A 24,808-nucleotide genomic window follows, 5' to 3' on the forward strand; every position below is an offset into this window, starting at 1 on the left:
CACGTTGTCGGGTTCATGGGTGTCTGACGGTGTGTCGCCCCAGAGCTGTTCCGCGATGCGGGACCGCCCCGGCCCACTGATGTGGGCCGGGGCGATGCCGGTTCTCCTACTGCCGCATGAGGAGGAGCCCGATCGGGCCCATGACCAGGGCGATGAAGCTCCAGTCCCTGCGGTCGGCTCCCTTGCGCGGCGCCAGGCGGTACGCGAGGAGGCAGCAGGCGCAGTTCACCGCGATGCCGACGACGGTCGGCAGAACATTCGACATGGGTGTGGGTTCTCCGGCCCCGGATTTCTACGTGTAGTGGTAGCTGCTGCTGTAGATGTACGGGCCGACCAGCCACGTCGGGCCACAGACGGTCGACGGCCCGTCATGGCCCCGCGGCGTGGTCACGGATCGGCACAGCCCGCGGTGCGCTCAGCGGCCCAACCGCCGCCGTATCCGCCGTACTTGCCCGTTGTCCGCGACCGAGTCGAGGAGCCGGCGCCCGGTGCCGGGCTCGTATGCCGGGCCTTCCAGGCGGAGCAGGGCGCCGTCGCGGACGACGGCGTGTGCAACCGGGGTGTCTGTCTTCGGGAGGGTGACCGGGTGGCGGCCGGACGGGAGCTTGAGGCGGGTGGGGAGGCGCAGTTCGACCGTTGTGCCGTCGGGGGCGGGGATCAGCTCGGCGTCGAGTGTCAGGGCGGAGACCGTGACCTTGATGCGAGCCGAGGCTCCGCCTGGCCTCGTCGCCACGTACGGCAGCGGGAGCGAACGTCCACCGCGTCCGGTGTTCGCCGCGGCGGCGGCGGCCGTGTCGGGGCCGACCTTGCGCTGGCGCTGGTCCACGTCGAGGGCGAGCTGGCCGCTGCCCGTCCAGTACGGGAGCGCGAGGCGGCCGCCGGTCAGCGCCGGGCCCGTGGCCGGGGCGCCCGGGGTGCCGTCGCCGGTGACCCGCACCATCCGGTCTACGCCGAGCAGTTGGACGTACGCCCACACGTCGTGCACCCCGCGCTCCAGCGGACGGCCGCCGGCCAGGCGCTCGGGATCGAGGAGCAGCCGTCCGGAGGCGACCAGCCGTGAGCGGCCCTCGCCGAGCGGCTCCAGGCGCACCTCCAGATCGCCCTCGGGGTACCACCAGTCCTCGCGGTCCCGGTCCTTGACCACGAGTTCCGCGTACGCCAGCCGGAACGGGTCGCGGACCTTCCAGCCGTCCTCCGCGCCGGGCACACCGGCCAGCAGCTCGGGGTCCAGCCACCGCTTGCCGTCCCGCTCGACGAGGACCAGCGGTTCGCCGTCCCCGCGTATCAGGTGGACGGTGATGTCGGCGACCAACCGACCGCCCTCCCAGTGCAGTCCGCCGACTTCGCTGCGGGCCTTCACCTCGCGGACGCGCCGGGCGAGAGCCGACGCGCCGTCGAAGTCGTCACGTTCGAGGAGTTCGGCGCGTAGGCGGGACACGGTGGGCAGGCCTTCGCGTACGGCCGCCGGGAACTCCGTCAGCGCCAGTTCGCGGGCCGCCTCGAAGTGCCGCTTCTGCTCGGCCGGGTCCTCGCGGAGTATCTCGGGCTCGCGGGTGCGGGAGAGTATCTCGACGTGGTAGAGGCGGTGCAGGAGGCGGTTCTGCAGAGCGTCGATGTCGTCGGAGGCCTCGGTGCCGTCCTTTATCTGGCGGACGATGGTGCGGCAGTTGCGCCAGAAGCCGTGCCGGGGGTTGAACCGGTGCTGGGTGTTGTTGCCGCCGTCGTCCCGCTTCATCCAGTAGTAGCAGGGGTAGTCGGCGAGTATCGCTATCCGCTCCGCCTTGAGGTAGGCGGCGCTGACGAAGAGCAGGTCCTCCAGGATCCAGGGGCCCTCGGGGAAGCGCAGGCCGTGCTCCTCGACGAAGGCGCGCCGGAACATCTTGTGCGGCGACATGCTCTGCATGAGCTCGTCGTTCTCGATGGTGCAGGCGTCCACCGTGTGCCGGAACAGCCGTCGGGGCCGGACCATGGTGCTGGACATCTTGCCGAGCACCACGTCGGCGTCGTTGCGCTTGGCGTACTCGTACAGCCGCTCCAGCGCCTCGGGGCCGAGGGTGTCGTCGTGGTCGACGAACTGGATGTACTCGCCCCGGGCGTGACTCATGCCCAGGTTGCGCGGTGCGCCCGGCCAGCCCGAGTTGGGGCGGGTGTGCACCTGCACGTTCGGGTGCTCCGCCGCGATCTTCTCCAGGCGGACCAGGGTGTCGTCCGTCGAACCGTCGTCGACGTAGATGACCTCGTACTCGTCGGCGGGCAGGGACTGCCCCAGCAGCGACGGCGCGCACTCGTCGACGTACTTCCCGGTGTTGTACACGGGCACGACGACGCTGACCTTGACTCTCGGCATCCCACAGACCTTACCGGGCCACCGCACAGGTGACGGGCGGAGACGTATCGCCGAGATCCGCCCCAGTAATTGACTCGGCGACAGCCGAGCACCCGCTGGGGCCACCCCAGCACGGTTGGCAACGGCCGCCCCCTGGTGCCTGTTTGAGCGAGAAACGCGGTGCGTCAGAGACGCTTCGCCGTACCACCGGTGACCGTGCCGCTCGTCGGCGGTCAAGTCCCCGCTGTCGTATCCGTCGTATCCCTCGTATCCGTCGTATCCGTCATCACGATCGACCCGTTTCCACGCCGAGGGACTCCAGAAACGGCAGGTACGCCACCTCAACCCGCCGGACGTCGCGACGGACGTACGTGCGGACGCCGTTCCGCGGGTTGTCGTCGAAGCCGCACGGGAGCCGAAGGCTACGGGTCCGTCCTGGCCGCATCGTTCCCTACACTCGCGGGATGAACAACTACAGGTGCACCTGTTGCGGCACCGTCGGTCTGATGGACGGTTTCATCGAGGATGCCGGCCAGAACTCGCGGGGCTATGCGCGCTGGATCGAGGGCGCGTTGGAGCGGGGGATTTTCGGAGGCGCCAGGCGGATGGGCCGACCCCGGCGGCAGATAGAGGCGTTCCGCTGCCCGAAGTGCGGGCACCTTGAGCTGTTCGCCACCGGTGAGGTGTAGCTCGTCGCAACCGTACGCCTGTGCATTGTCGACGTTCAGAAAGAAAATATGGAACCGGAGCTCTGGACCGTACGCCGCACATCGGATACGTCGCTGCGCTGAGTTCTGTTCCTCGATTCGCCGCAGAGCCCTGTGCACGATGACGCTGCCGGAGAGGAGCGTGGTCTTCGTACCACTGCACTCTTCGTACCACTGCACACCGTGCGCACCGTGCGCACCCGGATGTTCGGTTGAGGCGATCCCTGGCGTGATCGCCACCGTCGCCCCCCTCGTGCGTGCACGGTCGCGTCCAGGTCCAGGACGCGGTCACAACTTGATCAACTACCCCACGCAAGCCGGATGCGTGCGACTGGGGCACGGATGCGGATTACGCGGCGGAGCCAGGCGGAGTTGGGCCTGATATCCGATACGCGTACAGGAATCACCTACCGCCCTCGTGGTGGAGCCCTCAACTCCACGCGGTCGGCGCACAGTCAAGACCGCGGATGCCCCCGTGAAGTGGATCGATCCACAGGGGGCGCTTCTACCTTTCGGTCACGGTCGTCGATTCCCGGCCGTGGCCGAATCTGCGGGAGGGCATGTGGACAGATCCCGGGGAACACAGGGGAGTTGGACATCCCGGCACAGACGTAGCGCACAGGCCGCGCGTGGGCCGGAGCGACAGCGGGCTGAGGGCTGCGGCCGGGGGCGCAGGTCCCCCGGTCGACGAGGTTACGAACCCTCCGGACTCTCCGTGAACGCCGTGGCGTGGTCGGCGGCCCACTGGCGGAACGTTCGCGGCGGCGTTCCGAGGATGTCGGCCACCGCAGTGGTGACGTACGCGGGCTGTCCGACCGCCGCGCTCCACGCGGCGAGCAGCATGTCGACGACCGGGCTGGGCGCCGTGCCCTCCGACAGGCTCCGGAACTCGGCCGGCGTCATCTCCTCGAATGCGATCCGGTTCCCCAGCACGTCACCGATGACGCCCACCTGCGCGGCCTGGGTCAGCGACTCGGGGCCCGTGAGGACGTAGTCGCCTCCGACATGTCCGTCCTGACAGAGCGTCCGCGCGGCGACGGCTGCGACGTCGCGGTCGTCGACCGGTGCGGTCTCGGCAGCGCCGTAAGGCCACCGGACGACCTCGCCGGCCCGGATCGCGGGCGCCCACCAGGCCAGCGAGTTCGACGCGAGCATCCCCGGCCGGATGATCGTCGACTCGAGTCCGGTGGCCGCGATGTGCCGCTCGATGTCGGCATGGAGCATCGCCATGGGATTGGGCTGCTGGAAGAAGGGGTGCGGCGTCTGGTGCGGGGAGGAGAGGAAGACGACCCGCCGCACGTGGGCTGCCAGCCGCTCGACGACTGCCGCGGCGGTCTGGGGCGGGGCGGTCCAGACGAGGAAGACCGCACCGGCGCCGTGCAATGCCGGGTCGAGCGACTCGGGCACGGTGAGGTCGCCGGTGAAGACCTCGGCCTTCGCCGGCAGCGTCGCCGCCGCCTCGGTGCGATGGGTGAGGGCGCGGACCGGCACGCCCGCGTCGAGGAGTTGGTCGATGACGACACGGCCGATCCGGCCGGTCGCCCCGGTGACGAGCACGGGAGGAATGTCTGTCTGCTTCACGCCGTCCATGGAAACGTTACTCGGTTAAAAAAGCAACCCGGTAATGAATGTTAGTCTGGTCAGATGAGCGAGCCGACGGGACTGCGGGCCCGCAAGAAGGAGCGGACGCGTGACGCCATCGGCGACGCGGCCGTCTCGCTGTTCCTAGAGCACGGCTTCGACCGCGTCTCGGTCAACGACATCGCCGCGGCGGCCGAGGTCTCCAAGCCGACCCTCTTCCGGTACTTCCCCACCAAGGAAGACCTGGTGCTGCACCGGTTCGCGGACCACCAGGGCGAGGCGGCACGTGTCGTACGTGACCGCAGTTCGGGCATCGAGCCGGTGACGGCTCTGCACCGGCACTTCATGGCCGGCCTCGATCGGCACGACCCCGTCACCGGTCTCAACGATCATCCCGAGGTGGTGGCGTTCCATCGGCTGGTGTTCACCACACCGAGCCTGGCGGGACGGCTCACCCGGTACCAGCTGGAGGACGAGGAGGCACTGGCGGACGCCCTCGGCGAAGGCATCCAGGCACGTCTGCGAGCCGCGCAGGTACTCGCGGTCCAGCGGGTGCTCGCCCGGGCCAACTGGCAGAAGATCGCCGACGGCCGAACCGCCCACGACGTCCACCCCGAGGCCATGGCCGACGCCGACCAGGCATTCGACCAACTGCGCTGACAGGCGACGCTCCCGGCCGAAGAAGGCTCCGCGGCACGGCGCGCGCAGGGGTGCTCCGCCGTCGATGAAACACTCGCAGCGCCGCGAACTGGGGCGCACGCAGGTGCTCTGGAAGCCTGGTGGGGGCTGTGCGGCTTCGACACCCGTCCGCGCGCCCCGCCATACGGGTGATGTTCCGTCACTTCTCTTTGCCGCCCCATCACCCGTATGCATCAATGGAGATACCGGTGGGCGGCCCATCCCATTCGGGTAGTGCGTATCGCTGATGCCCGCAGCTGTCTCATGCGCGTCAGTAGCACATGCAGCTGCGCCGCAGCCCACGTCGAGAGCTGACCGACAGGTCTTCGCCAGCTCGCCGAAGGCCGTCACCGTCGATCAAGGCTCATGGCCTCTCGCCCGGCACCGTGATCTCCAACGCCTCGCCCAGGCCATCTCCCCCGCCGATGCGGCCGTGCCAACTCGGCACAAGGCAAGGCAGGCACCCGCGGGGAGCGGCTGATGCGCCTCGTACAACAACGACCCAGTCCAGGAGGACACTCATGTCTCAAACCACCCTGCTCCCCGTCCTGACGCAGCCGACGCTGTTCGCCGCGGTCCCCGGCTTCGGGCCGACCGCCGGCGGCAACCCCGTCATGCTCATCGGCGCCAACCTCGGCGGTGCGACCTCGGTCACCTTCGGAGGCTCGCCCGCGACCATCGTCTTCCAGGACCCCTTCGGAGTCCTGATCCTCGTGACCGCACCGCCGCACGCCGCCGGCAACGTGCCCGTCGTGGTAACCACGCCGGCCGGTGTCAGCAACCCGACGAACTACATCTACGTGGGGCCCATCGTGCCCCCGCCCCCGACCGTCCTCGGAATCACCCCGACCGCCGGCCCGACGACCGGCGGCACCCCGTTCACGATCGTCGGGACCAACCTCACCGGCGCGACCGTCACCTTCGACGGGGTACCCGCCGTCGGGGTCAACGTCGTCGGAGGTGTGGTGCTGACCGGTATCACGCCGCCGCACGCCGCCGGCAACGTCCCCGTCGTCGTGACGACTCCCGCCGGCAGCGCCTCTGTCGCCGGCGGATTCACCTACGTCGCCACGCCGCCGCCCACCGCGGTCTCCATCACCCCGGCTGTCGGCACTGCCGTCGGCGGTACGCCGATCACCATCGTCGGCACCAACCTCACCGGGGCGACCGTGACCATCGGCGGTGTCCCGGCGACCGGCGTGGTCGTCGACGTCACCGGCACGGTGCTGACGGCCGTCACCCCCGCCGGAGTGGTCGGAAACCAGGCGGTCGTCGTGACGACCCCGGGCGGAAGTGCGACCGTTGCGGGCGGATTCACCTACGTGTGATCGATGCGTGTGTGGGCCGGACGGCGATCTGCGTCCGGCCCACACACGTGTATTGATCAGATGAAATTGGCGTACCTTCGTCGCCGTTCGGAATCGGTGAACGCATACACCGACAGCAACGACGAGATGACGCTGAAGCAGCAGGACCGCCACTGAAAGTCACCCGGCGGATGCTCGAGAGGCGTTCCCTACTGTCGACGAGCAGGATTTTCGGGAATATCTTAATCCTTCTGGAAATGCGCTCCTCGGTGCGCCCCACCGATCGGGTGACTGGACATCATATCTCTTGCGTCATATTCCACGTCCTGCGTCACTAGAGGTATCCAACCGGTGGGTAGCCCAGCCTCTCGGGGGGCGCGGTATCCGGTCCGGCCGCTGCCTGCCTTGCGCGTGGGGCAGCCCAGCGTCGAGCTTGATGCCGCGATGGGCACCCCCTAGATGCGTGGGTCCCCCAGTCGGCGCCATTTCCTTGGTGCCGACTGGGCGGTTGGTGGCCGCCGTCCCATTTAAGGAGCTCCTCGGAACGGTGCTTGCCGGCTCCGCACTCGAACCGAAATGTTCCTGGCAGTCAGCTCGCGAGGAGTGTTACGAGCCGCGTGGTCTGTTCGGCCGCGGTCCGTTACGGTCTTGGACCTCACCCACACCCGCCCTCGAAGGCAATGGCGATTCCATAGTCGAGGCCGCGCAACTGGGCGGGGATGTCGTCGCCCGCGGCGGTGACGGTACGCCGAGTGCCCCCCCAATTCAGCGACCAAGCGCCGGTGTCCGAGCGAAGGATCCGGCCAGAGTTGCCCTTACTTTACGATCGGCGCGTTTGCACCGTCAACGCATCTCTTGAATATGCCCACTCGGAACTTTGCGTCACTTGACAACGTCAACAGGTAGGGTGTGGGCTGTTCGCGCAGGCCTCGTCCGACCCGGAAGGTCACCCATGCCGCAGCTCGACCGGCTCCCCGGCACGCCCGAGTTCCGCATCGGACTCCCCAAGGACGGCGGTGAGGCGCGGGGGTACCTGCTCACCGAGTACGGCGGCAACGGCACCAACAAGTTCCTCCTGCTGGAGGGGTCGACGCTGGCTGCCGAGGCATGGCCCGGACTCGGCGACTACGCACGCCGGTTGCGTGCCGAACTGCGGGCCAGCGGCGCCCTCGCCGACACACCCCCCGACCCCGACCGGCCGCAGGCACCGCCGCGCTGGGTGACGACCCGGGACATCGAGTGCAACTCCTCCTCGGCCGCCGCGGCGCTGGTGTACGGCTACGACGCCTCCGGCCCGGAGTCCTGGCGCACCGCCGAGGGCCACCCGCTCGCCGACTATCTGTCCACCGGCTGGCGTCCCCCGCGCAAGGCGTGGCTGGTACGCGGCTCCAATGTCTCGGGGCACAACCTGGTACGGCAGTTGTGGCTGACGGAGGGAATCGTCTCGCTCGCGGGAGCGCACCTGCCTCCGCTGGAGGAGAGCGACCCGACCAAGAGCACGCTGCGCCGCTTCGTCGAGGAAGGGTACGAGGGGGCGACGTCGTACAACCAGAAGCGGGACCTGGTCGACGAGATGCACGCCTTCCTGGCGCAGATGCGCGTCGGCGACACGGTGGTCACCATCGCGGACGGCCTGCTGCACACCGGGCGGATCACCGGGGACGCCGTACAGAACACCTCACCCGGCGGGCTGTCCAATCTCCGCCGGAAGGTCAACTGGTCGTCGCAGAGCCACGCTTACGAGGAACTGCCCGGCGAGGTGCAGCAGAAGCTGTCCGTGCAGCACGACGTCGTCGATCTGACCGGCGTCATGGACGCGCTCGACACGCTCATCGGGCCGAGTGGGCCCAGCGGTCCCGGTGGGCCCGGTGGGCTCAGCGGACCCAGTGGGACTGAAGTCCCGCCGTCCGCCGACGGCACCGGCGAGCACCCCGTCGTCGAGCGGCCCGCGCCACGGGAGTTGACGCTGCCCGACATCACCGACGACCTCGCCGCCGACCTCCTCGTCCACGACCGCGCCTGGCTGGAAGAGATGCGCGAACTGCTGCTCGACGAGCGGCAGTTGGTCCTCTACGGACCGCCGGGCACCGGCAAGACGTACCTGGCGATGAAGATGGCCGAGTACTTCGGCGGCGGCCCCGAGCAGGTCAAGATCGTGCAGTTCCATCCGTCGTACGCCTACGAGGACTTCTTCGAGGGCTTCCGGCCCGTGGAGGATCCCGAGACCCGGGAGGTGGCGTTCCGGCTGACCGCCGGACCGCTGCGCGAACTCGCCGATCTCGCCTCCCGCGAGGGCAGCCGGCACATCCCGCACTTCCTGATCATCGACGAGATCAACCGCGCCAATCTCGCCAAGGTCTTCGGCGAGCTGTACTTCCTCCTGGAGTACCGGACCAGATCGGTCCGGCTCACCTACTCCGGCGACGACTTCGCACTGCCCCCGAATCTCTTCGTGATCGGCACCATGAACACCGCCGACCGCTCGATCGCCCTCGTCGACGCGGCGATGCGGCGCCGTTTCGCCTTCGTGGAGCTGTCCCCGCGCACCGAGCCGACCGCCGGGCTGCTCGCGCGCTGGCTGGTGAGCGAGGGCCGGGACGCCGAGCCCGCCCGGCTTCTCGACGCCCTCAACTCCCGTATCGACGATGCCGACTTCGCGATCGGGCCGTCGTACCTCATGAAGCCGGGCGTCTACCGGGACGGCGGTCTTGAGCGGACCTGGCGGACCAAGATCCTGCCGCTGCTGGAGGAGCACCACTACGGCGAGGGGCTCGACGTCTCCGCCCGCTACGGCCTCGGCTCCCTGCGCGAGCAGCACCCGTGACAGTGGCCACCGGCGCACCCGAGGTGACGCTGCGCGAGTACGGTCCCGCCGTCTCCGTACCGCTGGACACGGCGGCCGGACGGGCCCTGGCCGCCTCCGGGATCCTGGAGAGCGCGAACCCGGACCCCGGCCGGGACGGGCACTGGCTGCTGCGGGCGGGCAGCCGCGTCGGCGCCGTACGCACACCGGGCGGAACGGTCGTACGGATCACCCCCAAGACCCCCGTGACCCGGCTGTTCTTCCTCCTCGGCTTCAGCCTCGACCCGGCCCGCGCCTGGCGCGACAGCCGGGAGGGGACGGTGGACACCGGCTCCTACGACGACATCGTCCCCGCCCTCGCGCATGCCGTGGAGCGCCGGATCGACGCGGCGCTCCGCCGGGGTGTCCTCCAGGGGTACCGGGAGGTGGAGGAGTCCGCGCTGGTCGTACGGGGGCGGCTGCGCGAGGCCGAGCAGATCCGGCGGCATCGGCCGGACGCCGCCCGCGGAGATCACCTACGACGCGTACACCGCCGACACCGCCGAGAACCGGCTTCTGCGCGGCGCCGTGGAGCGGCTGCTGCGGCTGCCGGGCGTGCCCGGTGCCGTACGGCGGCGCCTGGCCCACCAGCGTGTCCGGCTCGCCGACGCCCTGCCGATCGTACGTGGGCAGGAGCTGCCGCACTGGCAGCCGTCGCGGCTCAACTCCCGTTACCAGCCCGCGCTGCGGCTCGCCGAGGCCGTGCTGCGCGGGGCATCGCCGGAGCACCGGCCGGCCGGGGCCGAGCCGCTCGCCGTGGACGGTTTCCGGCTCGACATGAACAAGCTGTTCGAGGACTTCGTCACGGTGGCCCTGCGCGAGGCCCTGCGCGAACACGGCCTGACCGCGCGCCTCCAGGACTCCCACCACCTCGACACCGCGCGGCTGGTGCGGATGCGGCCCGATCTCGTCGTACGGACCGGGGACGGCCGTACGCCGCTCGCGGTCGTCGACGCCAAGTACAAGGTCGAGAAGGCGGACGGGCTCCACAACGCCGACCTCTACCAGGCGCTCGCCTATGCCACCGTGCTCGGGCTGCGCGAGGCGCACCTGGTGTACGCGGCGGGGCGGCAGCCGGAACGCTGCCACGAGGTGCGCGGTACGGCGGCGGGGCCGGAGGGGCGGGGACTGCGGCTGTATCAGCACAGCCTCGAACTCTCCCGCGAGCCCGGGCAACTCCTGTCGGCTGTACGGGACATCGCCGGGCGGCTCGCCGAAGGTACGTAAGACACGCAGGGCGCCGAGGGCGTGCGGCTGGCGACGATGCATGCGATGAAGGGGCTGGAGTTCCGTGCGGTGGCCGTGCTCGGGGTCGGTGAGGGCGCCGTCCCGTTCACCCGTGAGATCACCCCGCGGGAGGCGGACCCGCTCCAGCACGACGCCGATCTGCTCAGGGAACGGTGTCTGCTCTTCGTGGCGTGCACGCGGGCGCGGGAGGCGTTGAGCGTGACGTGGAGCGGGGCGGCGAGTCCGTTCCTGCCGGACGCCGGCTGAGGCGGCCGAACGCCCCCTGAGGTTGCCGGAGTTGCGGGCGGTACGGGGCCCGGTGGCGTGCCTGCCGAGCGGGCGGGCCGGCCGCGTACCGCCTGCGCCTGCTCACTCCTCCGGCGACAGGGCTCCCGTGGCGAGGCCGTCGCGGGCGATCTCAGCGAGTCGCCGGCTCAACTCCTCCACCTTCCGCATGCCTTCCTCGAACGCGGACAGGGCCCGGAAGGCGGAGCCGTAGCGCCGCTGTTCGTCGATGCCCATACGGGGGATGCGCGCGCCCCGGCTGTCGAGACGGTAGGTGCCGCTGGCGCTGGTGGAGCGGCGGGAGTTGACGGAGCTGCGCAGGAAGCCCTGCAGATAGTCGGTGTCGAGCTGCTCGCTCGCGGAGACCGCTTCGGGACCGTCGTAGGCGACGAGTCCGGCGCGGGCCAGGTCGGCGACGCTGGTGGTGGCGCCGTCGAGCGAGCCGGGTCCGCCGCCCGGCTCCAACTCCGGCAGGAGTGCGACCAGTCGGCGGATCCGGTCGTGGAGTTCCCCCCGCAGGGCGGCGTACTCGGCGGGGTAGTCGCGGTGGCGGGTGCGCAGGTGGCTGCCGGGAGTCAGGTCGACGGTGTCGTCGAGGAGTTCGATCAGGGGTACGTCGGCGGTCTGGTCGGGTCGGGGGTCGAGGCTTCCGTCGACGTCGGGGCTGTTGCCGGTCAGATCGACCATACGGACGGTGAGGCTCGTGTCGGCGGCTCCGGGGTTCTCCGGGCGCCGCAGGCACCACAGATGGACGGGCAGGGCGTGGGAGGTGGCCGTGCCCGGTGGCAGGGCGACCACCTGGCGCAGGATGCCCCGGCGTACGAGCTCCGCCCGGATACGGCGGCCGGCCTTGCGGTAGGCGGCGGAGGCGGGCATGACCATGAGGACATGGCCGCCGGGCTCGGTGTGCGCGTAGGCGTGCTGGAGCCAGGCGAGTTCGCCCTCTGCCTTGGAGGGGGTGCCGAGTTCCCAGCGGGAGTCGAGCAGCAGTTCCTCCCGCCCCCACTCGGTCACACCGGCCGGAGGGTCGCAGACGACGAGGTCCGCCTTGAGATCGGGCCATGCGTCGGTGCGCAGTGAATCAGCGGCCACGATGCGCACGTCGGACCGCCCCAGGAGGTCGGCGCGCAGCTGTGCGAAACGGGCGCTGTCGGCGTCCACCTCCTGGCCGCAGCAGCGCGCGCCCGCCTCGGAAGCCGCCCCGGAGGCCACCCGTGAGGCCGCCTCGGCGGCGACGGACAGGAGCAGCACGCCGATTCCACAGGCGGGGTCGAACACCGTGGCGCGGGGCGGCAGTCCGGGTGCAAATCGACACACGGCGCGCACCACGCGCTCGGGTGTCACCTGGTCCGATCCGGCACGCCGGGCGGAGTCCAGGAAACGCTCGGTGAGTCCGTTGACAAGGTCGACGGGTGACTCTGACAGCGGCGGCGCTTGCAGCCGGGTGGCGACGGAGTCCGGCAGTCCGGACTCGGCCTCTCCGGTCAGTAACCCGGCCACCGCGGCAAGACCGGCGATCATCTGCTCGCCGTACGCGGCCCGCAGCGCCTGCCACAACTCGACCTCGGGCGCCACCTCCTGCCCCTTGCGTTGCCTGTCCAGCCACGCCTGGACCTCGGTGAGCGCGTAGAGCGGACTGTTCGCGGCACCACCCGCCGGCGCGGGGAAGTCGTCGTAACGCCGACGCCAGTTGGACACAGCGGCCCGCGTGACACCGGCCAGCCGAGCGATCTCGGAACCGGTGACCAGCGGGCCGACCGTTGAAGCGGCATTGTCCGTCATGGGGCCAGCGTACACGGGGCACAGCTACCCTTCTAGGGCAGAGCGCGTTGACAATGTACACAATAATCCACTCGCCGACCACATCGTGGGTGGCGTGGAAGCTGCGGACGTGGTCGGCCTCCTCGGCATGCGAAGCCGCCCCGCCTACGGGGTGGAGGAGTCACGGCCACGGTGTGTTCGGCGGTCTACTGTACGGCTCCGGCAACGTCCTCTCGGAGACTGGGGGGACGACTTCGTACAGCTGAAGGACGACGTCTGGCATGGCTTCAAGAGCATCTTCCGACACCGCCGCTCCCCACGACCCGGTTCAGATCCCGTCCCTGCCGGGACTCGGCACCTCCTGGTACGAGCGCGGGGCGCGCTACTGGCTGCGCCGGGTTCTCACGGGACTTCTCTGGCTCACCGTGCTGGCCTTTACCTGCTATGTCGTGGTCCGGCTCTACCAGTCGTTCCGAGCTGACCTGCCGTCCACTCTGCGTCTGGTGTGGGACTGTGCACAGGTGGCCGTGGCCTGCATGACCCTGGTCTGGGGATGGGTGGCGGCGCGCCGACGGCACGAGAAAGCGCTCCTGGACCCGCCCACGCCGAGCGAGGCACGTGCAGCGCGACGGGCCCGGGCCGGCCGCAGTGTGGGGCTGGCCTTGGCCGGCCGCATCCTCATGCTGGTCGTGATCCCGGTCATGCCCGCGGTGTTCGCCTACGCCGTCGGCGAGTTCCTCGTCGTCCTGGCCGTTCGCGAGTCCGCCGCCGAAGTGGGCGCCCGCCGCTGGGTGGACAAGCACCAGTCCGGATCATGAAGACGGGCCACGCTGTTGACTGCGCCGGGCCCTGAGTGCCGCGTTCGGCATCTTGGGGAGCGGTTCTCCCGGAGAGAGCTTCGGAGGTCGGCCGTGCGCTATCCCATGACCGCGCGAGCCGCGTCGAGGAACGCCAGCCGGTTGTCCTCCAGGTAGTCCCGAACGCTCTCGCCGTCGGGCAGGCCTTCCCACACGGTCCGGTTGAGGTCGAGGAAGTACGCGCGTGCCGCGTCATGCACCGGCAGGGGGAACTGGATGCGGATGAGCCGTTCCGCGACCCACAGCCTGTTCATGACGTCCCGGGTCGTCAGGTACCAGTCGTGGGTGTCGTCCCACTCGGCCGGCCTGCTGAACGCCGCGCGTTCCGCTTCGGCCCCCACCTCGACGAACCGCTCCAGCAGCGCCAGCCGTTCCGCTCGCCGGGCCTCTGACAAGGCGATCTGCTGCCGTTGCTGTTCAGCACGTTCCGCCGAAAGCTGTGTCCTGTGCTGGACGAGGTAGGACAACGAACCGCCGAGGACGACGCCGCCCAAGGATATGAGTGACACCCAGACCGGAGCCGACATGGCGGTCATCGTCCCACGCCGTCGATCGTTGAGACGATCAAGCTGACGCGGACCCGGTCCGCAAGGGCCGGCCGTGGAACCTGCCGCTGGAAGACCGGGTGTTGCCGGTGGCCGCGTACTGGCAAACGAACTTGACCCTGCGACAGTTGGCCCCACGAGAATCACCCCCATGAACAACACCCGCAGACGCACCGTCCTGGCCTCGGTCGCCGCCGTCGCCGCCGGGCTGCCCACCCTCAACGCCGTGGTCGGCAAGGGCGCGACACCGGCCGCCGCAGCCGACCAGTACGCGTCCAACAGCGAGCTGTACACCCGTACCGCCGACAAGGAGGGCACCGACTGGATGCGCCGGTTCCGCATCGGAGCGCCGACGCCGGTCACGGACAATGCCCGCAGCACGAGCAGCCCCCTCGGCAGCACGGCCGTACTGGCCCCGCACGGCGGAGGGATCGAGGCAGGTACGAGCGAGCTGTGCATGGCCGTCGCCGGCTACACGCCCTTCGACGCGGATACGGACCCGGCGAGCGCTGCGGTGACGGGAGAGCCGCAGCGGGACTACTGGATGTTCGAAGCTCTGGCCAACTCAGCCGCGCAGCACGTCACTTCCACACACTGCGACGACCCGGCCGCCCTCGCGGTGTGCGCCGACAACCTGTACGCCGTCTCCCTGCACGGCTCCAGCGACACGACCACCAGGACGATCAGCATCGGCGGCCGTGACGAGCGCCTCAAGCGCAACCTGCTGGCGGCCTTCACGAAGTACGGTCTGACCTCCCCGGCGACCAATGCCGACTGGGACGTGACCGTGGCCTTCGCGGGTGCCACCGACCCCATCAACGGCGACGACCCGGCCAACATCGTCAACCGTACCCGCACCGCCGCCGGCGCCCAGCTGGAACTGTCGACGGCGCTCCGCAAGGCGATGTTCGGCGACTTCTCCGGCGGCGCCAAGCGCAGGGCGACGGCCGGCGTCCCGAGCACCGACAGCCCCTACGCCGACCACTTCTGGAACGCTTTCGTCAGCGCGGTCCGCGAGGCCGTCAAGAACCACGAACTCGGCCTCGACTCCCTCTAGGCGATTCCTTCCGGACCGTCAGATACCGGTATCCGGCGGCACCGTCGACCGAAGCTCAGTGCACTCGGACCGACCCGTTGCCGCCGGTCCGGACCCACAGGCCGGCGATGCTGTTGCGCGGCCCGGTCGCGCGGCCCGGTTGCGAGGCCCGGTCGAGTCCGCTGGGGAGACGTCACAGATAGGTGACTGCCGCATCGAAGAGGCCCCACCTATCACAACTGACGCTAGGGTCAGCTGTGCAAGTACGTCCTGGGGGGGGACATATGACCAATCCATACACCATGCCACCACAGCCGCGCGTCACAACGGCCCCGAAGTGGGCGCGGAAGCGGTACGTGCTGCCAGCGCTCGGGCTGGCCTTCTTCCTCGGCGTCGGCGCCGACGGGCAGGGGAGTGGGGAAGAGGCAAAGGCTGCGGCAGCCACGGTTCAGCCGACCGCCACGGTCACCGCGACAGCCACAGCGACGAAGACCGCGGCACCGGAGCCCGGACCGACGGTGACGGCAACGAAAACGGTCAAGGTGAAGGTGACCGTCACCGCGGGGGCAGCGGCCGCGGGTTCGGACGGCAACGGCAGTTCGTCCGGGGGGTCGTCCACAAGCGGCGGCTCAGGCTCTTCAGGGGGTTCCAGCACTGCCGGGAACGGTGCCACCGCACTCTGCAACGATGGCACCTACTCCTACGCCGCCCACCACCAGGGCGCCTGTTCGCACCATGGGGGCGTTGCCGTCTTCTACAGGTAGGACGGGTACGTGGTCTGCCGACAGTCCTCGTGGGGACAACGTCTCGCCCCCGCGAACCGGGCGGCGCGACCGGCGGCCTGGTCAGGACCGGGTCCAGGCCGCCGGTCGGGGCTGCTGCCGGTCACGTCAGCCACGCGGTCCGCTCGGCTCCGGTGGCGTGGAAGCTGCGGACGTAGGCCGGCGGTGCAAGGCTGCTCTCCCTCATCAAGGAGAAGATCTCGGCTCCGTCGTCCGGCGAGCCGTCCATCGCACAGGCCTCCGCGAATCGCACGTACTCGACTCCGTCGAGGTCTTCGCAGTACTCGGCCGCCTCCTCCTCGGCACGGCCGATCGCCTCATCCAGGGAACCGGCGACCCACACGGTGATCCGTTCCTCGTAGACCTCCAGGGCACGGTGCCGGAACAGGCATCTGACGCCGTACCAGGACTGCTGGCTCATGGAATATCTCCTCCACTTTCAGAGACGGCCGATTCGGGTCGTGAGGCAATCGGTGAGAGGGTACGGGCGTTCCTGGGGAAGGAGATCTCGGGCTCCGGCAGGATCGGGGGCTTTCGCCGTCTCACGTGTCCACAGGGAGAAGTCGCTGCTCGTCGCTACGGCGATGGTGCGGCCTGAGGGCGAGAAGCCGGCCGTACGGAGTGTGGAGCAGTTCGCATGAAAGATGTGCCACCACCGCTCTCCGTGCGGACCCGCGTGCGGGAGCCCGCCGTCGCGGGACAGCAGGACACGGTCGTTCGGCCAGGCCGGGGTGACGACCTCCAGAGTCCAGCCGTCCTCCGTGGTGGTGTGCAGCCCTCCGCCGAAGAGCCCCGCGATGCGTACGCGGCTCCCGGCGATCGGCCCCAGCCCCGGGCAGGACAGATCGGCAACCGCGTCGGGGGTGCTGTCCGCGGGATCGGGGTCGCGATCCCTGGCGATCTTCTCCCCGGTGACGGCGTCGAAGAGACCGTGCCCGTCGGACGAGACGACCATCACCAGTTCGCGGCCGGTACCGGGGTCCGACGCGAACCCGATTCCGAGCAGTCCGCCGACAGCAACGCCGTACTCACTCTCGAAGACGGGTCGCCAGGGCTCGGGTGCGGTCACCACCGGGGCCGCGAGAAGCCGGTTCCGCATCGCCCTCTGGTACGCCGAGAGTTCTGGCTCATGCTCCGACTGCCCTGCTGAGGTCCCGCTCTTCGTCCGCTTCTTCACGGCCCCATGATCCACGCCTCGACAGGCCGGCCCATAGTGACGTGCGCCGTTCAAGCCAGGGCCGTTAGGGTGCGCCGTCATGGGCACGGACATCTATGGCGGGATCGAGTTTCGTCATCCCTATGCCGGCACCGATGACTACAGCGGCGAGCCATGGGTGACTGCCATGGATCTGTGGCCGCTGTACGACGAGACCGACTACACGGCCTTCGGCCTTCTCTTCGGGGTGCGCAACTACGTGGGCTTCCCGCCGCTTGCACCCGGTCGTGGTCTTCCCGATGACCTGTCGAGCGGTATGCGCTCGCAGTTGGGCTCCTGGGTCGAGCGGGGCGAGATGGACGGCGCGAGCTGGGTCAGCTGGGGGGAGCTCGCTTCCCTCGATCCCGCGACCGGGCCCGAGCACTTCGTCGGTCGTGTGACCTGGTACCAGAAGTCACTGCCGTCGACACTGCATCGCCAGGCGGTATCCCATCGGTGGTCGTCGGATTTCTTGTCCGTGGTGGGCGAGCCACCTCTGGACTTTCGCAATGCTTCAGAACGTGTTGAGTGGACCACCGGCGATCTGGTCTGCGTTTACGAGCCACTGACCGCCGGAGCTGTCCTGGGTGCGGAGACTCACTGGCAGCATGTATTCGCTGTGATGAAGGCTCTGGCCGGCCGCTTCGGTGACGACGGTGTCCGCCTGGTGGTGGCATTCGACTGACCGCGCAGAACTCGAACCCGTTGCTCGGCACAGGACAGCGGCGCTGTGGGCCCCCGGTCACCGTCGGCTCTTCGCCGTCCGGGAGCTGAACACAGCCGAGAGGAGCACCGAGGGGAACGCGTTCAGTCCATCAACTCGATGGAGAGGACCTGCTCCTGGTCAGGCTTGGTGGCCCAGCCGCAGCGACGGAAGCGCAGGCGCCCGAAGAAGGCGGCCGTGAGACTGGCAACTCGCACGGTGTTACGGCCGACGTGCTCCGTCGCGGCGAGCAGCAGTCGAAAATCGGTGGCCGCCTGAGCCGGCCGACCCCACGCTTGTACGCCATGGAAGAACCGCACCGCGGGATCCGCGCGCTCCACACGGCATCCACGATCACCGTCTACCAGGCCTACGCCCCTGATTTCGGCGTGGCCGCCGTCCGCGACGGCCGCTTTCCCTCCACCTGGCGGCGGAATCGCATGACGTGGATAAAGCCCAGCTTCCTATGGATGATGTACCGCTCGAACTGGGGCACCAGTGCTGGGCAGGAGACCGTTCTTGCCGTCGAGATCGCTCGCGTCGGCTTCGACTGGGCGCTGCGCCACGCCTGCCTGTCGAGCTACGTTCACGGCCTGCATCCCGATCGCGGCACCTGGCAGCGTGAACTCAAGCGCGCACCGGCCCGTGTCCAGTGGGACCCCGAACGCGACCTGAACCTGCGTCCCCTGCCGCACCGTTCGCTGCAACTCGGGCTCTCGGGCGAGGCATCGTCGCGCTACGCGGACGAGTGGACCGTGTCCATCAGCGACGTGACTCCGCTCGCCCGGGAGATCCGCGCACTCGTCGATCGCGGCGATCTGGACTCCGCGGCACGACTGCTTCCCCAGGAGCAGCGATACCCCGCCGGTGACGAACTGCTGGCCCACCTGCGGCCCTGACCAGCCCCTTCTCCGCCAAGGCCATGGTCATTCCCGGGTCCGCAGACGCCTGCGAGGGGCCCGGGCGCAGGCATCGCGGCGTCGGGTGGGCGAGCCGTCCGGCCCATGTCGTGGAAGCGGAAGGGGCCGACCGGCCCTAACCTCGCTCAGGCCGTGTGGAGGACGATGGGTCGATGGCTCACGACGACGATGCGTTCCGGGCACTGGACCGGGAAGAATGCCTGCGCCTGCTCTCCAAGGCGCCGGTCGGCCGTATCGTTTTCACCCGGCATGCGCTGCCCGCCGTGCTGCCCGTCAACTTCTCCATCGACTCCGACACGTCCGTGCTGCTGCGCACCTCGGCCTCGTCCGAGCTGGTGCGGGCCATCGACGGTGTCGTGGTCGCGTTCGAGGCCGACGCCTTCGACGTCACCCTCCGGTCGGGCTGGAGCGTCGTCGTCACCGGGCGGGCGGCCGTGGTGACCGATCCCGCCGAGCACGAGCGGCTCAGCCGTACCGGGCCGCGGTCCTGGATGCCGATCGCCGACGCCATCTTCGTACGTATCGAATCCGAGATCGTCACCGGGCGGGAGCTCGGCGACACCGGTCGTATCTGAGTATCGGAGGTCGTCGCAACCCCTTCACCGTCCACCGCAACCATCCACCGCCACCATCCACCGCCACCGTCCACCATCCACCGCCACCGTCCACCATCCACCGCCACCGTCCACCATCCACCGCCACCGTCCACCGTCCTCCGTCTGCACCACCCCTGTGATCATCCGAACACCGGCGAGATAGCATCGGCCCCGCCGGGGTTCACGTATGCCTAGCGGGGCCCCGACCGCAGATCGAGAAGGCGAAGGGCGGGGCTGGCCATGACTGTGCCACCGGAGGACGGGCAGGACCGGCAGGATCCGCAGGGGCGCCTGCGCGACCTGGAATCGATGCTGGACGCGCTGACCGACCAGGCCGTCATCAAGCTGGGGCCGGACGGTGCGGTCGTGCGCTGGAGCAGCAGTGCCCGCGCGATGACCGGGTACACCGAGGACGAGGTCGTCGGACGGCAGCTGTCGCTGCTGCGCACCGAGGAGGACCGCGAGGCCGGATTCGTCGACCAGGAGCTGGCGGCGGTACGGGACGAGGGGCGCCGCGAGTTCCAGAGCTGGTGGGTCCGCAAGGGCGGTGAGCGGTTCCTCGCGCACACCTCGCTCACGGCCGACCGGAACGGCAGCGGCTTCGTCACCGTGCTGCGCGACGCCACCGAGAGCGCCCGCGCCGAGTCGCTGTTCCACGGGCTGCTGGAGTCCGCCCCGGACGCCATGGTCATCGTCGCCTCGGACGGGCGGATCGTGCTGGTCAACCGACAGGCCGAGGTGCTGTTCGGCTTCGAGCGCGCCGAGCTGATCGGCCGGGAGATCGAGGTGCTGGTGCCCGGCCGGTTCCGTGACCGGCACTTCGGACACCGCAGCGGCTTCTTCGCGCACCCCACGGTGCGGCCGATGGGCGCCGGGCTCGAACTGTGGGGGATGCGCCGCGACGGCACCGAGTTCCCCGTCGAGATCAGCCTCAGCCCCCTGGAGACCGCCGAGGGGCAGCTGGTCGCCGCCGCCGTCCGCGATGTCACCGAGCGCCGCGAGACCGAGCAGCGGCTCCAGCGGCAGCGCGACGAGATCCTCGAACTGTCCACCCCGGTGATCCAGGTGTGGGACAAGGTGCTCGCCCTTCCGATCATCGGCACGCTCGACACCCTGCGCGCCACCCGGCTCACCGAGGGTCTGCTGGAGAAGATCGCGCAGACCCAGGCCGAAGTCGCGATCCTCGACATCAGCGGGGTGCCGACCATCGACACCCAGGTCGCCCAGCATCTGCTCAAGACCGTGCAGGCCGCCGCCCTGATGGGCACCGTCAGCATCATGAGCGGGGTGCGCCCCGAGACGGCGCAGTCCATGGTGCACCTGGGCATCGACATGGGGCGGCTGCGCTCGCGCAACACCCTCTCGGACGCCCTCCAGCTCGCCCTCGCGGTGCTGGCCGAGCGCGCGGACAGCGCCTCGACCGCCGCCCGTGCGCTGATCTCCGGAGGCCGCGGTGAGTGACGACGTCGTCCCGGTCATGCAGATCGGTGACACCCTGCTGGTGGCGCTCCAGGGCGACCTCGACGACACCACCGTCATCCAGATCGAGGAACAGCTCACCCGCGAGGTCGCGCGCACCGGCGCCACGGGCATGCTCGTCGACGTCAGCCGGCTGAGCGTCGTCGACTCCTTCATCGCCCGTGTGCTGGCCCGGATCGTCGCCATGGTGCGGCTGCTGGGCGCGCAGGCGGCGATCGTGGGCATCCAGCCGGCCGTGGCCATCACCCTGGTCGAACTCGGCGTGCCCATGGGGCATCTGGACACCGCGCTCAACGCCGAGCAGGGCCTCGCGCTGCTCCGGCGGCTGCGCCGCAACGCCTCCGGTACGGAATGACCGTGCGCGCGGAGACCGCTACGAGCCGTGAGCCCGCCGATTTCGACATCATCGACGAGTCCGACCTCATCCGCGTCCGCAAGGTGCTGCGCACCGAGGCCGAGGACGCCGGGCTGAACCTCGTCGACACGACCAAGCTGATCACCGCGGGCAGCGAGCTGGCCCGCAATATCCTGAATTACGCCACCGGCGGCCGGGGCCGCTTCAGCGTGGCGCGGGTGCTGCGGGACGGCCGGTCCGGGGTGCAGGCCACCTTCGCCGACGACGGGCCCGGCATCGCCGACCTCGACGCCGCCATGACCGACGGTTTCAGCACCCGCGGCAGCATGGGCCTCGGGCTGCCCGGCGCAAAACGCCTGGTGGACAGCATGACCCTCACCTCGGCGAGCGACACGGGCACGACCGTGGTGATCGTGAAGTGGCAGCGGTGAGCGCCGGAGGGGCGGCCGTGCCCGCCGGTCGGGTACCAGTGGTCTCGGGAGTGGTCTCGGGAGTGGTCTCCGAGAACGGTGGCGGCGTACGAGGAGTGGTGCCGTTCTGAGTGAGAGCGAGCACCGTCGGCATCCCGTCGCCGCCGAGGAGGACGTCGGGGCGCTGCGCCGTGCCGTGGCCCGGTTGGCGGTGACGCAGTCCGGGGTACGGCCCGGTGCCGCCGAGCTGGTGGCGACCGAGCTGGGCACCAATCTGCTGCGGCACGCCATGCCGGGCGGCTATGTGCTGGCCCGGAAGGCGGGCGACGGGATCGAGCTGATCTCCGTCGACGGCGGTCCGGGGATGCCCGCCACGGCGGTGTCCCGGGCGCTGTCCGGCCAGGAGAGGGTCGTTCCCGCCGCCGTCTCCGTTCCCGGGGTGCCGCCCGCTCCCCCGCCGCCGTACCGGGGCGGCGGGCTCAACGCGGGCCTCGGTGTCGTGCGGCGTCAGGCGGCCGAGTTCGATCTGTACTCCAACCGGCGCGGCACCGTCGTCTACGCCCGTCTCGGCAGCCCGCCGCCCACCGGTTCCGCCGGCCGGGACGGCGGCTGGCGGTTCGGCGGTGTGAACATCCCCTACGGCGGCGACGGCGAGTCCGGCGACGCCTGGGCGGTGACGCCGGGCCGGACGCTGTCCGCCCTGGTCGTCGACGGCCTCGGGCACGGCCCTGCCGCGGCAGTCGCCGCCCGTGCGGCGGTCGCGGAGTTCGAGCGGACGCCGATGACCGGTCTGGAACCGTTCGTCCGGCACGCCCACGAGGTGCTGCGGGCCACCCGCGGCGGGGTGCTCGGCGTCTGTCTGATCGACCCGGTGCGCGGCGAACTCGGCTACGCGGCGGTCGGCAATGTCACCGGCCGTGTCGTCACCGGCGGCCACGGCACGCATCTGCTGGACCGCCCCGGCACCCTCGGCACCCATATCCCGCTGCCCACGATCCGCGTCCAGCACTGCCCGTGGCAGCCGGGGTCCACGCTGATCCTGGTGAGCGACGGGATCCGGTCCGGCTGGACTCCCGCGCCCGAGGACCACCCAGGGCTGCTGCGACACCATCCGGCGGTGGTGGCCGCTGTGCTCCACCGCGAGTACGGCAGACCGAACGACGACGCCACGGTCCTCGTGGTCCAGCAGTCGTAGACGGGGTGGGGGGCGGGCCGGGCCACGGCTCCCCCTCGCGGCCGGGCCACGGCTCCCCCTCGCGGCCGGGCGACGGTCCGCAGCGCCGACCGCCCCAGTCACCCCGGGCCGGGCCACCCGCCCCCGGCCAGGAAGTCACCCGTCCGCCGCAACTGCACCCGTCCGGGTTGTCCGGTACCCGCCACCGGGGTGACATGGTCGTCCGGCCGGGTGACATGACATGATGAGCGCGGCTCAGGCACCCAGTGGTGAAGGACGGACAGCATGGGGGACACCCTCGGCCCCCGGCCCGGGAGCGGCTCCGGGGACTCGGCGCCGCAGCACACTGAGCTGGCGCACCGCGACCGTCTCATCGACGAGCTGCGTCAGGAGCTCGAGGACACCAACCGCGGCCTGATCGCCCTGCACACGGAGCTGGAGCACGCCCGGCGGGCGGAGACCCGGCTCGCGGCGATCGTGGCCTCCTCCGACGACGCGATGTTCGCGCTGGACCTCGCGTGCCGTATCCAGACCTGGAACCCCGGCGCCCAGCGGCTGCTCGGCCGTACCGAGGCGGAGACCGTCGGTGAGTCCACGGACGTACTGATGTCCGGCGAGGCCGGTACGGCGTTCCACACGGCGGTCGACCGGATCCGCGCCGAGCGGCGCGCGGACTCCTACGAGTCGCACTGGCTTCGCGCCGACGGCAGCGAGGTGGACGTGTCCGTCTCCGTGTCGGCGATGCGGGACCCCGAGGGCGCGCTGATCGGCTTCGCCGCGACGGCGCGGGACATCACGCATCAGCTGGCCGCCCGGGCCGAACTGGCCGCCGCCCGCGCCGACCGCGAGGTCATGGCCGACCGCGACCGCATCGCCCGCGATCTGCACGACATGGTGATCCAGCGGGTGTTCGGCGCGGGGCTCGCGCTGCAGAGCATCACCACCCGGCTCGACCGCCCGGACATCACACCGCGCCTTCAGTCGGTCATGGACGAACTCGACGCCACCATCCGGGAGTTGCGCGGCACCATCTTCAATCTCCACCAGCCGCTCCAGAAGGCGATCAGCCTGCGCGCCCAGGTCGTCGACGAGACGAGCGCGGCCACGGAACGGCTCGGTTTCGAGCCGGTGGTGGAGTTCCACGGCCCGGTCGACGCCGCACTGCCCGACGAGACGGCCGTCCAACTGCTCGCGGTGGTGCGTGAGGCGCTGTCCAACGTCGTGAAGCACGCCCACGCCTCCGCGGTCACGGTCGTCGTGCACGCCGGGCGCGATCTGCTGCTGGAGGTCACCGACAACGGCCGCGGTCTCGGGCAGCCGACCCGCAGCAGCGGTCTGACCAATCTGCGCCGCCGGGCGGAGAAGCTGGGCGGCACGTTCGAGGCGACCAGCCCCGCGGCCGGTGGCACCCGCCTGCGCTGGCGGATTCCGCTGGAGGCGGACGCGGGGCGCTGATCGCCGGCGGCCCTCAGACCACCGTCGGACCTCTGCCCGTCACACCTGTACCAGGGTGATGTCCTGCCGCGCGATCGCGTGGATGCGGGGCAGCGGCAGACCGTTGATCGGCCGCAGCTCCACGATGGCGGCGTCGACGTGAGCCGCGCCCGCCACGAACGTGCCGGGCAGGCTCACGCCCGTGTTCACCCAGGTGTGCACGGTGCCGTCGCACACCGCATGGCTGCCGCCGACACCGGCGCCGACCGTGCCCGAGCCCGAGTTCTGGGTGAGGGACGCGCCGACGAACGTCAGACCGATGGCGTCGGTGCAGGAGTAGGTGCCGGAGAGGGTGATGGTGCCGCCGGCGGAGACGCTGCCGGTCGCGTCGATCGTGATGAACTCGTTCGGCGCGAGCTTCTTCGCGGGCGCGGCGGGAGCGGCGGACGCGGTCGACGCGGTCGGCACCAGCAGGGCCGCCGCGGCGACGGCAGCGGCAGCCGTGCCGAGCAGGCCGCGACGGCGCTGTGCGGGTCTCGCGCTCTTGGTCGTGAACATGGACGTACCTCCGATGAGGAAGGCGGTGAGTGTGTTCTTCGCGGGACCGC

General features: G+C 70.2%; 24 protein-coding genes and 3 pseudogenes. 18 read left to right on the forward strand and 9 right to left on the reverse strand.

Translation table 11 applies throughout. The annotated features are described in order from the left end of the window. Positions 1-106 precede the first annotated feature (106 nt). Together ACSYGN_RS09300 and ACSYGN_RS09305 are read right to left on the reverse strand one after the other, a co-directional pair. A complete protein-coding gene (locus tag ACSYGN_RS09300; RefSeq protein WP_460393771.1) occupies positions 107-265 on the reverse strand; it encodes a hypothetical protein in 159 nt (52 codons plus the stop codon). A gap of 150 nt (positions 266-415) precedes the next feature. Beyond that, positions 416-2,347 carry a glycosyltransferase family 2 protein gene (locus tag ACSYGN_RS09305; RefSeq protein ID WP_460393773.1) on the reverse strand — a complete coding sequence of 644 codons (1,932 nt, stop codon included), beginning with the start codon at positions 2,345-2,347 and terminating at the stop codon, positions 416-418. Positions 2,348-2,790: 443 nt separating this feature from the next. Between ACSYGN_RS09305 and ACSYGN_RS09310 the strand changes: the two genes are divergently transcribed. Then, positions 2,791-3,015 carry a hypothetical protein gene (locus ACSYGN_RS09310; RefSeq protein ID WP_460393775.1) on the forward strand — a complete coding sequence of 75 codons (225 nt, stop codon included), beginning with the start codon at positions 2,791-2,793 and terminating at the stop codon, positions 3,013-3,015. A gap of 711 nt (positions 3,016-3,726) precedes the next feature. On the opposite strand, the gene ACSYGN_RS09315 is transcribed toward ACSYGN_RS09310, so the two are convergent. Beyond that, positions 3,727-4,623, reverse strand: coding sequence for an SDR family oxidoreductase (locus tag ACSYGN_RS09315; protein ID WP_460393777.1), 897 nt, complete (start codon positions 4,621-4,623; stop codon positions 3,727-3,729). A gap of 54 nt (positions 4,624-4,677) precedes the next feature. Between ACSYGN_RS09315 and ACSYGN_RS09320 the strand changes: the two genes are divergently transcribed. From ACSYGN_RS09320 to ACSYGN_RS09340, 5 genes and pseudogenes are all read left to right on the forward strand, one after another. Next, positions 4,678-5,274: a TetR/AcrR family transcriptional regulator gene (locus ACSYGN_RS09320; protein ID WP_460393779.1), complete on the forward strand. Its 597-nt coding sequence runs from the start codon at positions 4,678-4,680 to the stop codon at positions 5,272-5,274. 539 nt (positions 5,275-5,813) lie between these two features. Continuing rightward, a complete protein-coding gene (locus tag ACSYGN_RS09325; protein WP_460393781.1) occupies positions 5,814-6,620 on the forward strand; it encodes an IPT/TIG domain-containing protein in 807 nt (268 codons plus the stop codon). 931 nt (positions 6,621-7,551) lie between these two features. After that, a complete protein-coding gene (locus ACSYGN_RS09330; protein ID WP_460393783.1) occupies positions 7,552-9,423 on the forward strand; it encodes a DUF4357 domain-containing protein in 1,872 nt (623 codons plus the stop codon). Further along, positions 9,420-10,668, forward strand: a pseudogene (locus tag ACSYGN_RS09335) (McrC family protein). Before ACSYGN_RS09330 ends, ACSYGN_RS09335 begins: the two are co-directional and overlap by 4 nt. Positions 10,669-10,677: 9 nt before the next feature. Then, a pseudogene (locus ACSYGN_RS09340) lies at positions 10,678-10,935 on the forward strand (3'-5' exonuclease); the annotation flags it as partial. Between the two features lie 102 nt (positions 10,936-11,037). On the opposite strand, the gene ACSYGN_RS09345 reads toward ACSYGN_RS09340, so the two are convergent. Beyond that, complete coding sequence (locus tag ACSYGN_RS09345) at positions 11,038-12,735, reverse strand: N-6 DNA methylase (protein ID WP_460393785.1); 1,698 nt, start codon at positions 12,733-12,735, stop codon at positions 11,038-11,040. A 260-nt stretch (positions 12,736-12,995) separates the two neighbouring features. Between ACSYGN_RS09345 and ACSYGN_RS09350 the strand changes: the two genes are divergently transcribed. Then, positions 12,996-13,532: a hypothetical protein gene (locus tag ACSYGN_RS09350; RefSeq protein WP_460393787.1), complete on the forward strand. Its 537-nt coding sequence runs from the start codon at positions 12,996-12,998 to the stop codon at positions 13,530-13,532. A gap of 98 nt (positions 13,533-13,630) precedes the next feature. Here the strand turns inward: ACSYGN_RS09350 and ACSYGN_RS09355 are convergent, their stop codons facing one another. Further along, positions 13,631-14,107: a hypothetical protein gene (locus tag ACSYGN_RS09355; protein WP_460393789.1), complete on the reverse strand. Its 477-nt coding sequence runs from the start codon at positions 14,105-14,107 to the stop codon at positions 13,631-13,633. Positions 14,108-14,145: 38 nt separating this feature from the next. Between ACSYGN_RS09355 and ACSYGN_RS09360 the strand changes: the two are divergent. Both ACSYGN_RS09360 and ACSYGN_RS09365 read left to right on the forward strand, forming a co-directional pair. Then, positions 14,146-14,253: pseudogene (locus ACSYGN_RS09360) on the forward strand (IS5/IS1182 family transposase); the annotation flags it as partial. A gap of 14 nt (positions 14,254-14,267) precedes the next feature. After that, on the forward strand, positions 14,268-15,173 hold the full coding sequence (locus tag ACSYGN_RS09365) for a poly-gamma-glutamate hydrolase family protein (RefSeq protein WP_460393791.1): 906 nt from the start codon (positions 14,268-14,270) through the stop codon (positions 15,171-15,173). 427 nt (positions 15,174-15,600) lie between these two features. Here the strand turns inward: ACSYGN_RS09365 and ACSYGN_RS09370 are convergent, their stop codons facing one another. Then, positions 15,601-15,771 (reverse strand): hypothetical protein, encoded by a 171-nt coding sequence (locus tag ACSYGN_RS09370; RefSeq protein WP_460403955.1) that lies wholly within the window; start codon positions 15,769-15,771, stop codon positions 15,601-15,603. Here ACSYGN_RS09370 and ACSYGN_RS09375 point away from each other — a divergent pair. Further along, on the forward strand, positions 15,701-15,916 hold the full coding sequence (locus ACSYGN_RS09375) for a DUF3761 domain-containing protein (protein WP_460403333.1): 216 nt from the start codon (positions 15,701-15,703) through the stop codon (positions 15,914-15,916). The genes ACSYGN_RS09370 and ACSYGN_RS09375 overlap by 71 nt on opposite strands. A gap of 121 nt (positions 15,917-16,037) precedes the next feature. Here the strand turns inward: ACSYGN_RS09375 and ACSYGN_RS09380 are convergent, their stop codons facing one another. Continuing rightward, positions 16,038-16,355, reverse strand: a complete 318-nt coding sequence (locus ACSYGN_RS09380) for a hypothetical protein (RefSeq protein ID WP_460393793.1) — start codon at positions 16,353-16,355, stop codon at positions 16,038-16,040. Positions 16,356-16,373: 18 nt separating this feature from the next. Beyond that, entirely contained in the window at positions 16,374-17,033 is a 660-nt protein-coding gene (locus ACSYGN_RS09385) for a hypothetical protein (RefSeq protein ID WP_460393795.1), read from the reverse strand. Between the two features lie 157 nt (positions 17,034-17,190). Here ACSYGN_RS09385 and ACSYGN_RS09390 point away from each other — a divergent pair, with 157 nt between their 5' ends. The 8 genes from ACSYGN_RS09390 to ACSYGN_RS09425 all read left to right on the forward strand — a co-directional run bounded on the left by ACSYGN_RS09390 (position 17,191) and on the right by ACSYGN_RS09425 (position 24,221). Further along, complete coding sequence (locus ACSYGN_RS09390; protein ID WP_460393797.1) at positions 17,191-17,814, forward strand: hypothetical protein; 624 nt, start codon at positions 17,191-17,193, stop codon at positions 17,812-17,814. Between the two features lie 323 nt (positions 17,815-18,137). Next, positions 18,138-18,731 (forward strand): DUF4291 domain-containing protein, encoded by a 594-nt coding sequence (locus ACSYGN_RS09395; RefSeq protein ID WP_460393799.1) that lies wholly within the window; start codon positions 18,138-18,140, stop codon positions 18,729-18,731. A gap of 173 nt (positions 18,732-18,904) precedes the next feature. Further along, a complete protein-coding gene (locus tag ACSYGN_RS09400; RefSeq protein WP_460393801.1) occupies positions 18,905-19,327 on the forward strand; it encodes a pyridoxamine 5'-phosphate oxidase family protein in 423 nt (140 codons plus the stop codon). Between the two features lie 261 nt (positions 19,328-19,588). Continuing rightward, positions 19,589-20,809, forward strand: a complete 1,221-nt coding sequence (locus tag ACSYGN_RS09405; protein WP_460393803.1) for a PAS domain S-box protein — start codon at positions 19,589-19,591, stop codon at positions 20,807-20,809. A gap of 16 nt (positions 20,810-20,825) precedes the next feature. Further along, positions 20,826-21,182 (forward strand): STAS domain-containing protein, encoded by a 357-nt coding sequence (locus ACSYGN_RS09410; RefSeq protein WP_460403335.1) that lies wholly within the window; start codon positions 20,826-20,828, stop codon positions 21,180-21,182. Between the two features lie 2 nt (positions 21,183-21,184). Further along, complete coding sequence (locus tag ACSYGN_RS09415) at positions 21,185-21,613, forward strand: ATP-binding protein (protein WP_460393805.1); 429 nt, start codon at positions 21,185-21,187, stop codon at positions 21,611-21,613. Between the two features lie 190 nt (positions 21,614-21,803). Then, entirely contained in the window at positions 21,804-22,787 is a 984-nt protein-coding gene (locus tag ACSYGN_RS09420; RefSeq protein ID WP_460403337.1) for a SpoIIE family protein phosphatase, read from the forward strand. A 264-nt stretch (positions 22,788-23,051) separates the two neighbouring features. Continuing rightward, complete coding sequence (locus tag ACSYGN_RS09425) at positions 23,052-24,221, forward strand: PAS domain-containing sensor histidine kinase (RefSeq protein WP_460393807.1); 1,170 nt, start codon at positions 23,052-23,054, stop codon at positions 24,219-24,221. Between the two features lie 39 nt (positions 24,222-24,260). Here the strand turns inward: ACSYGN_RS09425 and ACSYGN_RS09430 are convergent, their stop codons facing one another. Then, positions 24,261-24,758 (reverse strand): DUF6299 family protein, encoded by a 498-nt coding sequence (locus ACSYGN_RS09430; protein ID WP_460393809.1) that lies wholly within the window; start codon positions 24,756-24,758, stop codon positions 24,261-24,263. Positions 24,759-24,808: the final 50 nt, after the last annotated feature.

Source organism: Streptomyces sp. YIM S03343 (assembly GCF_054729195.1).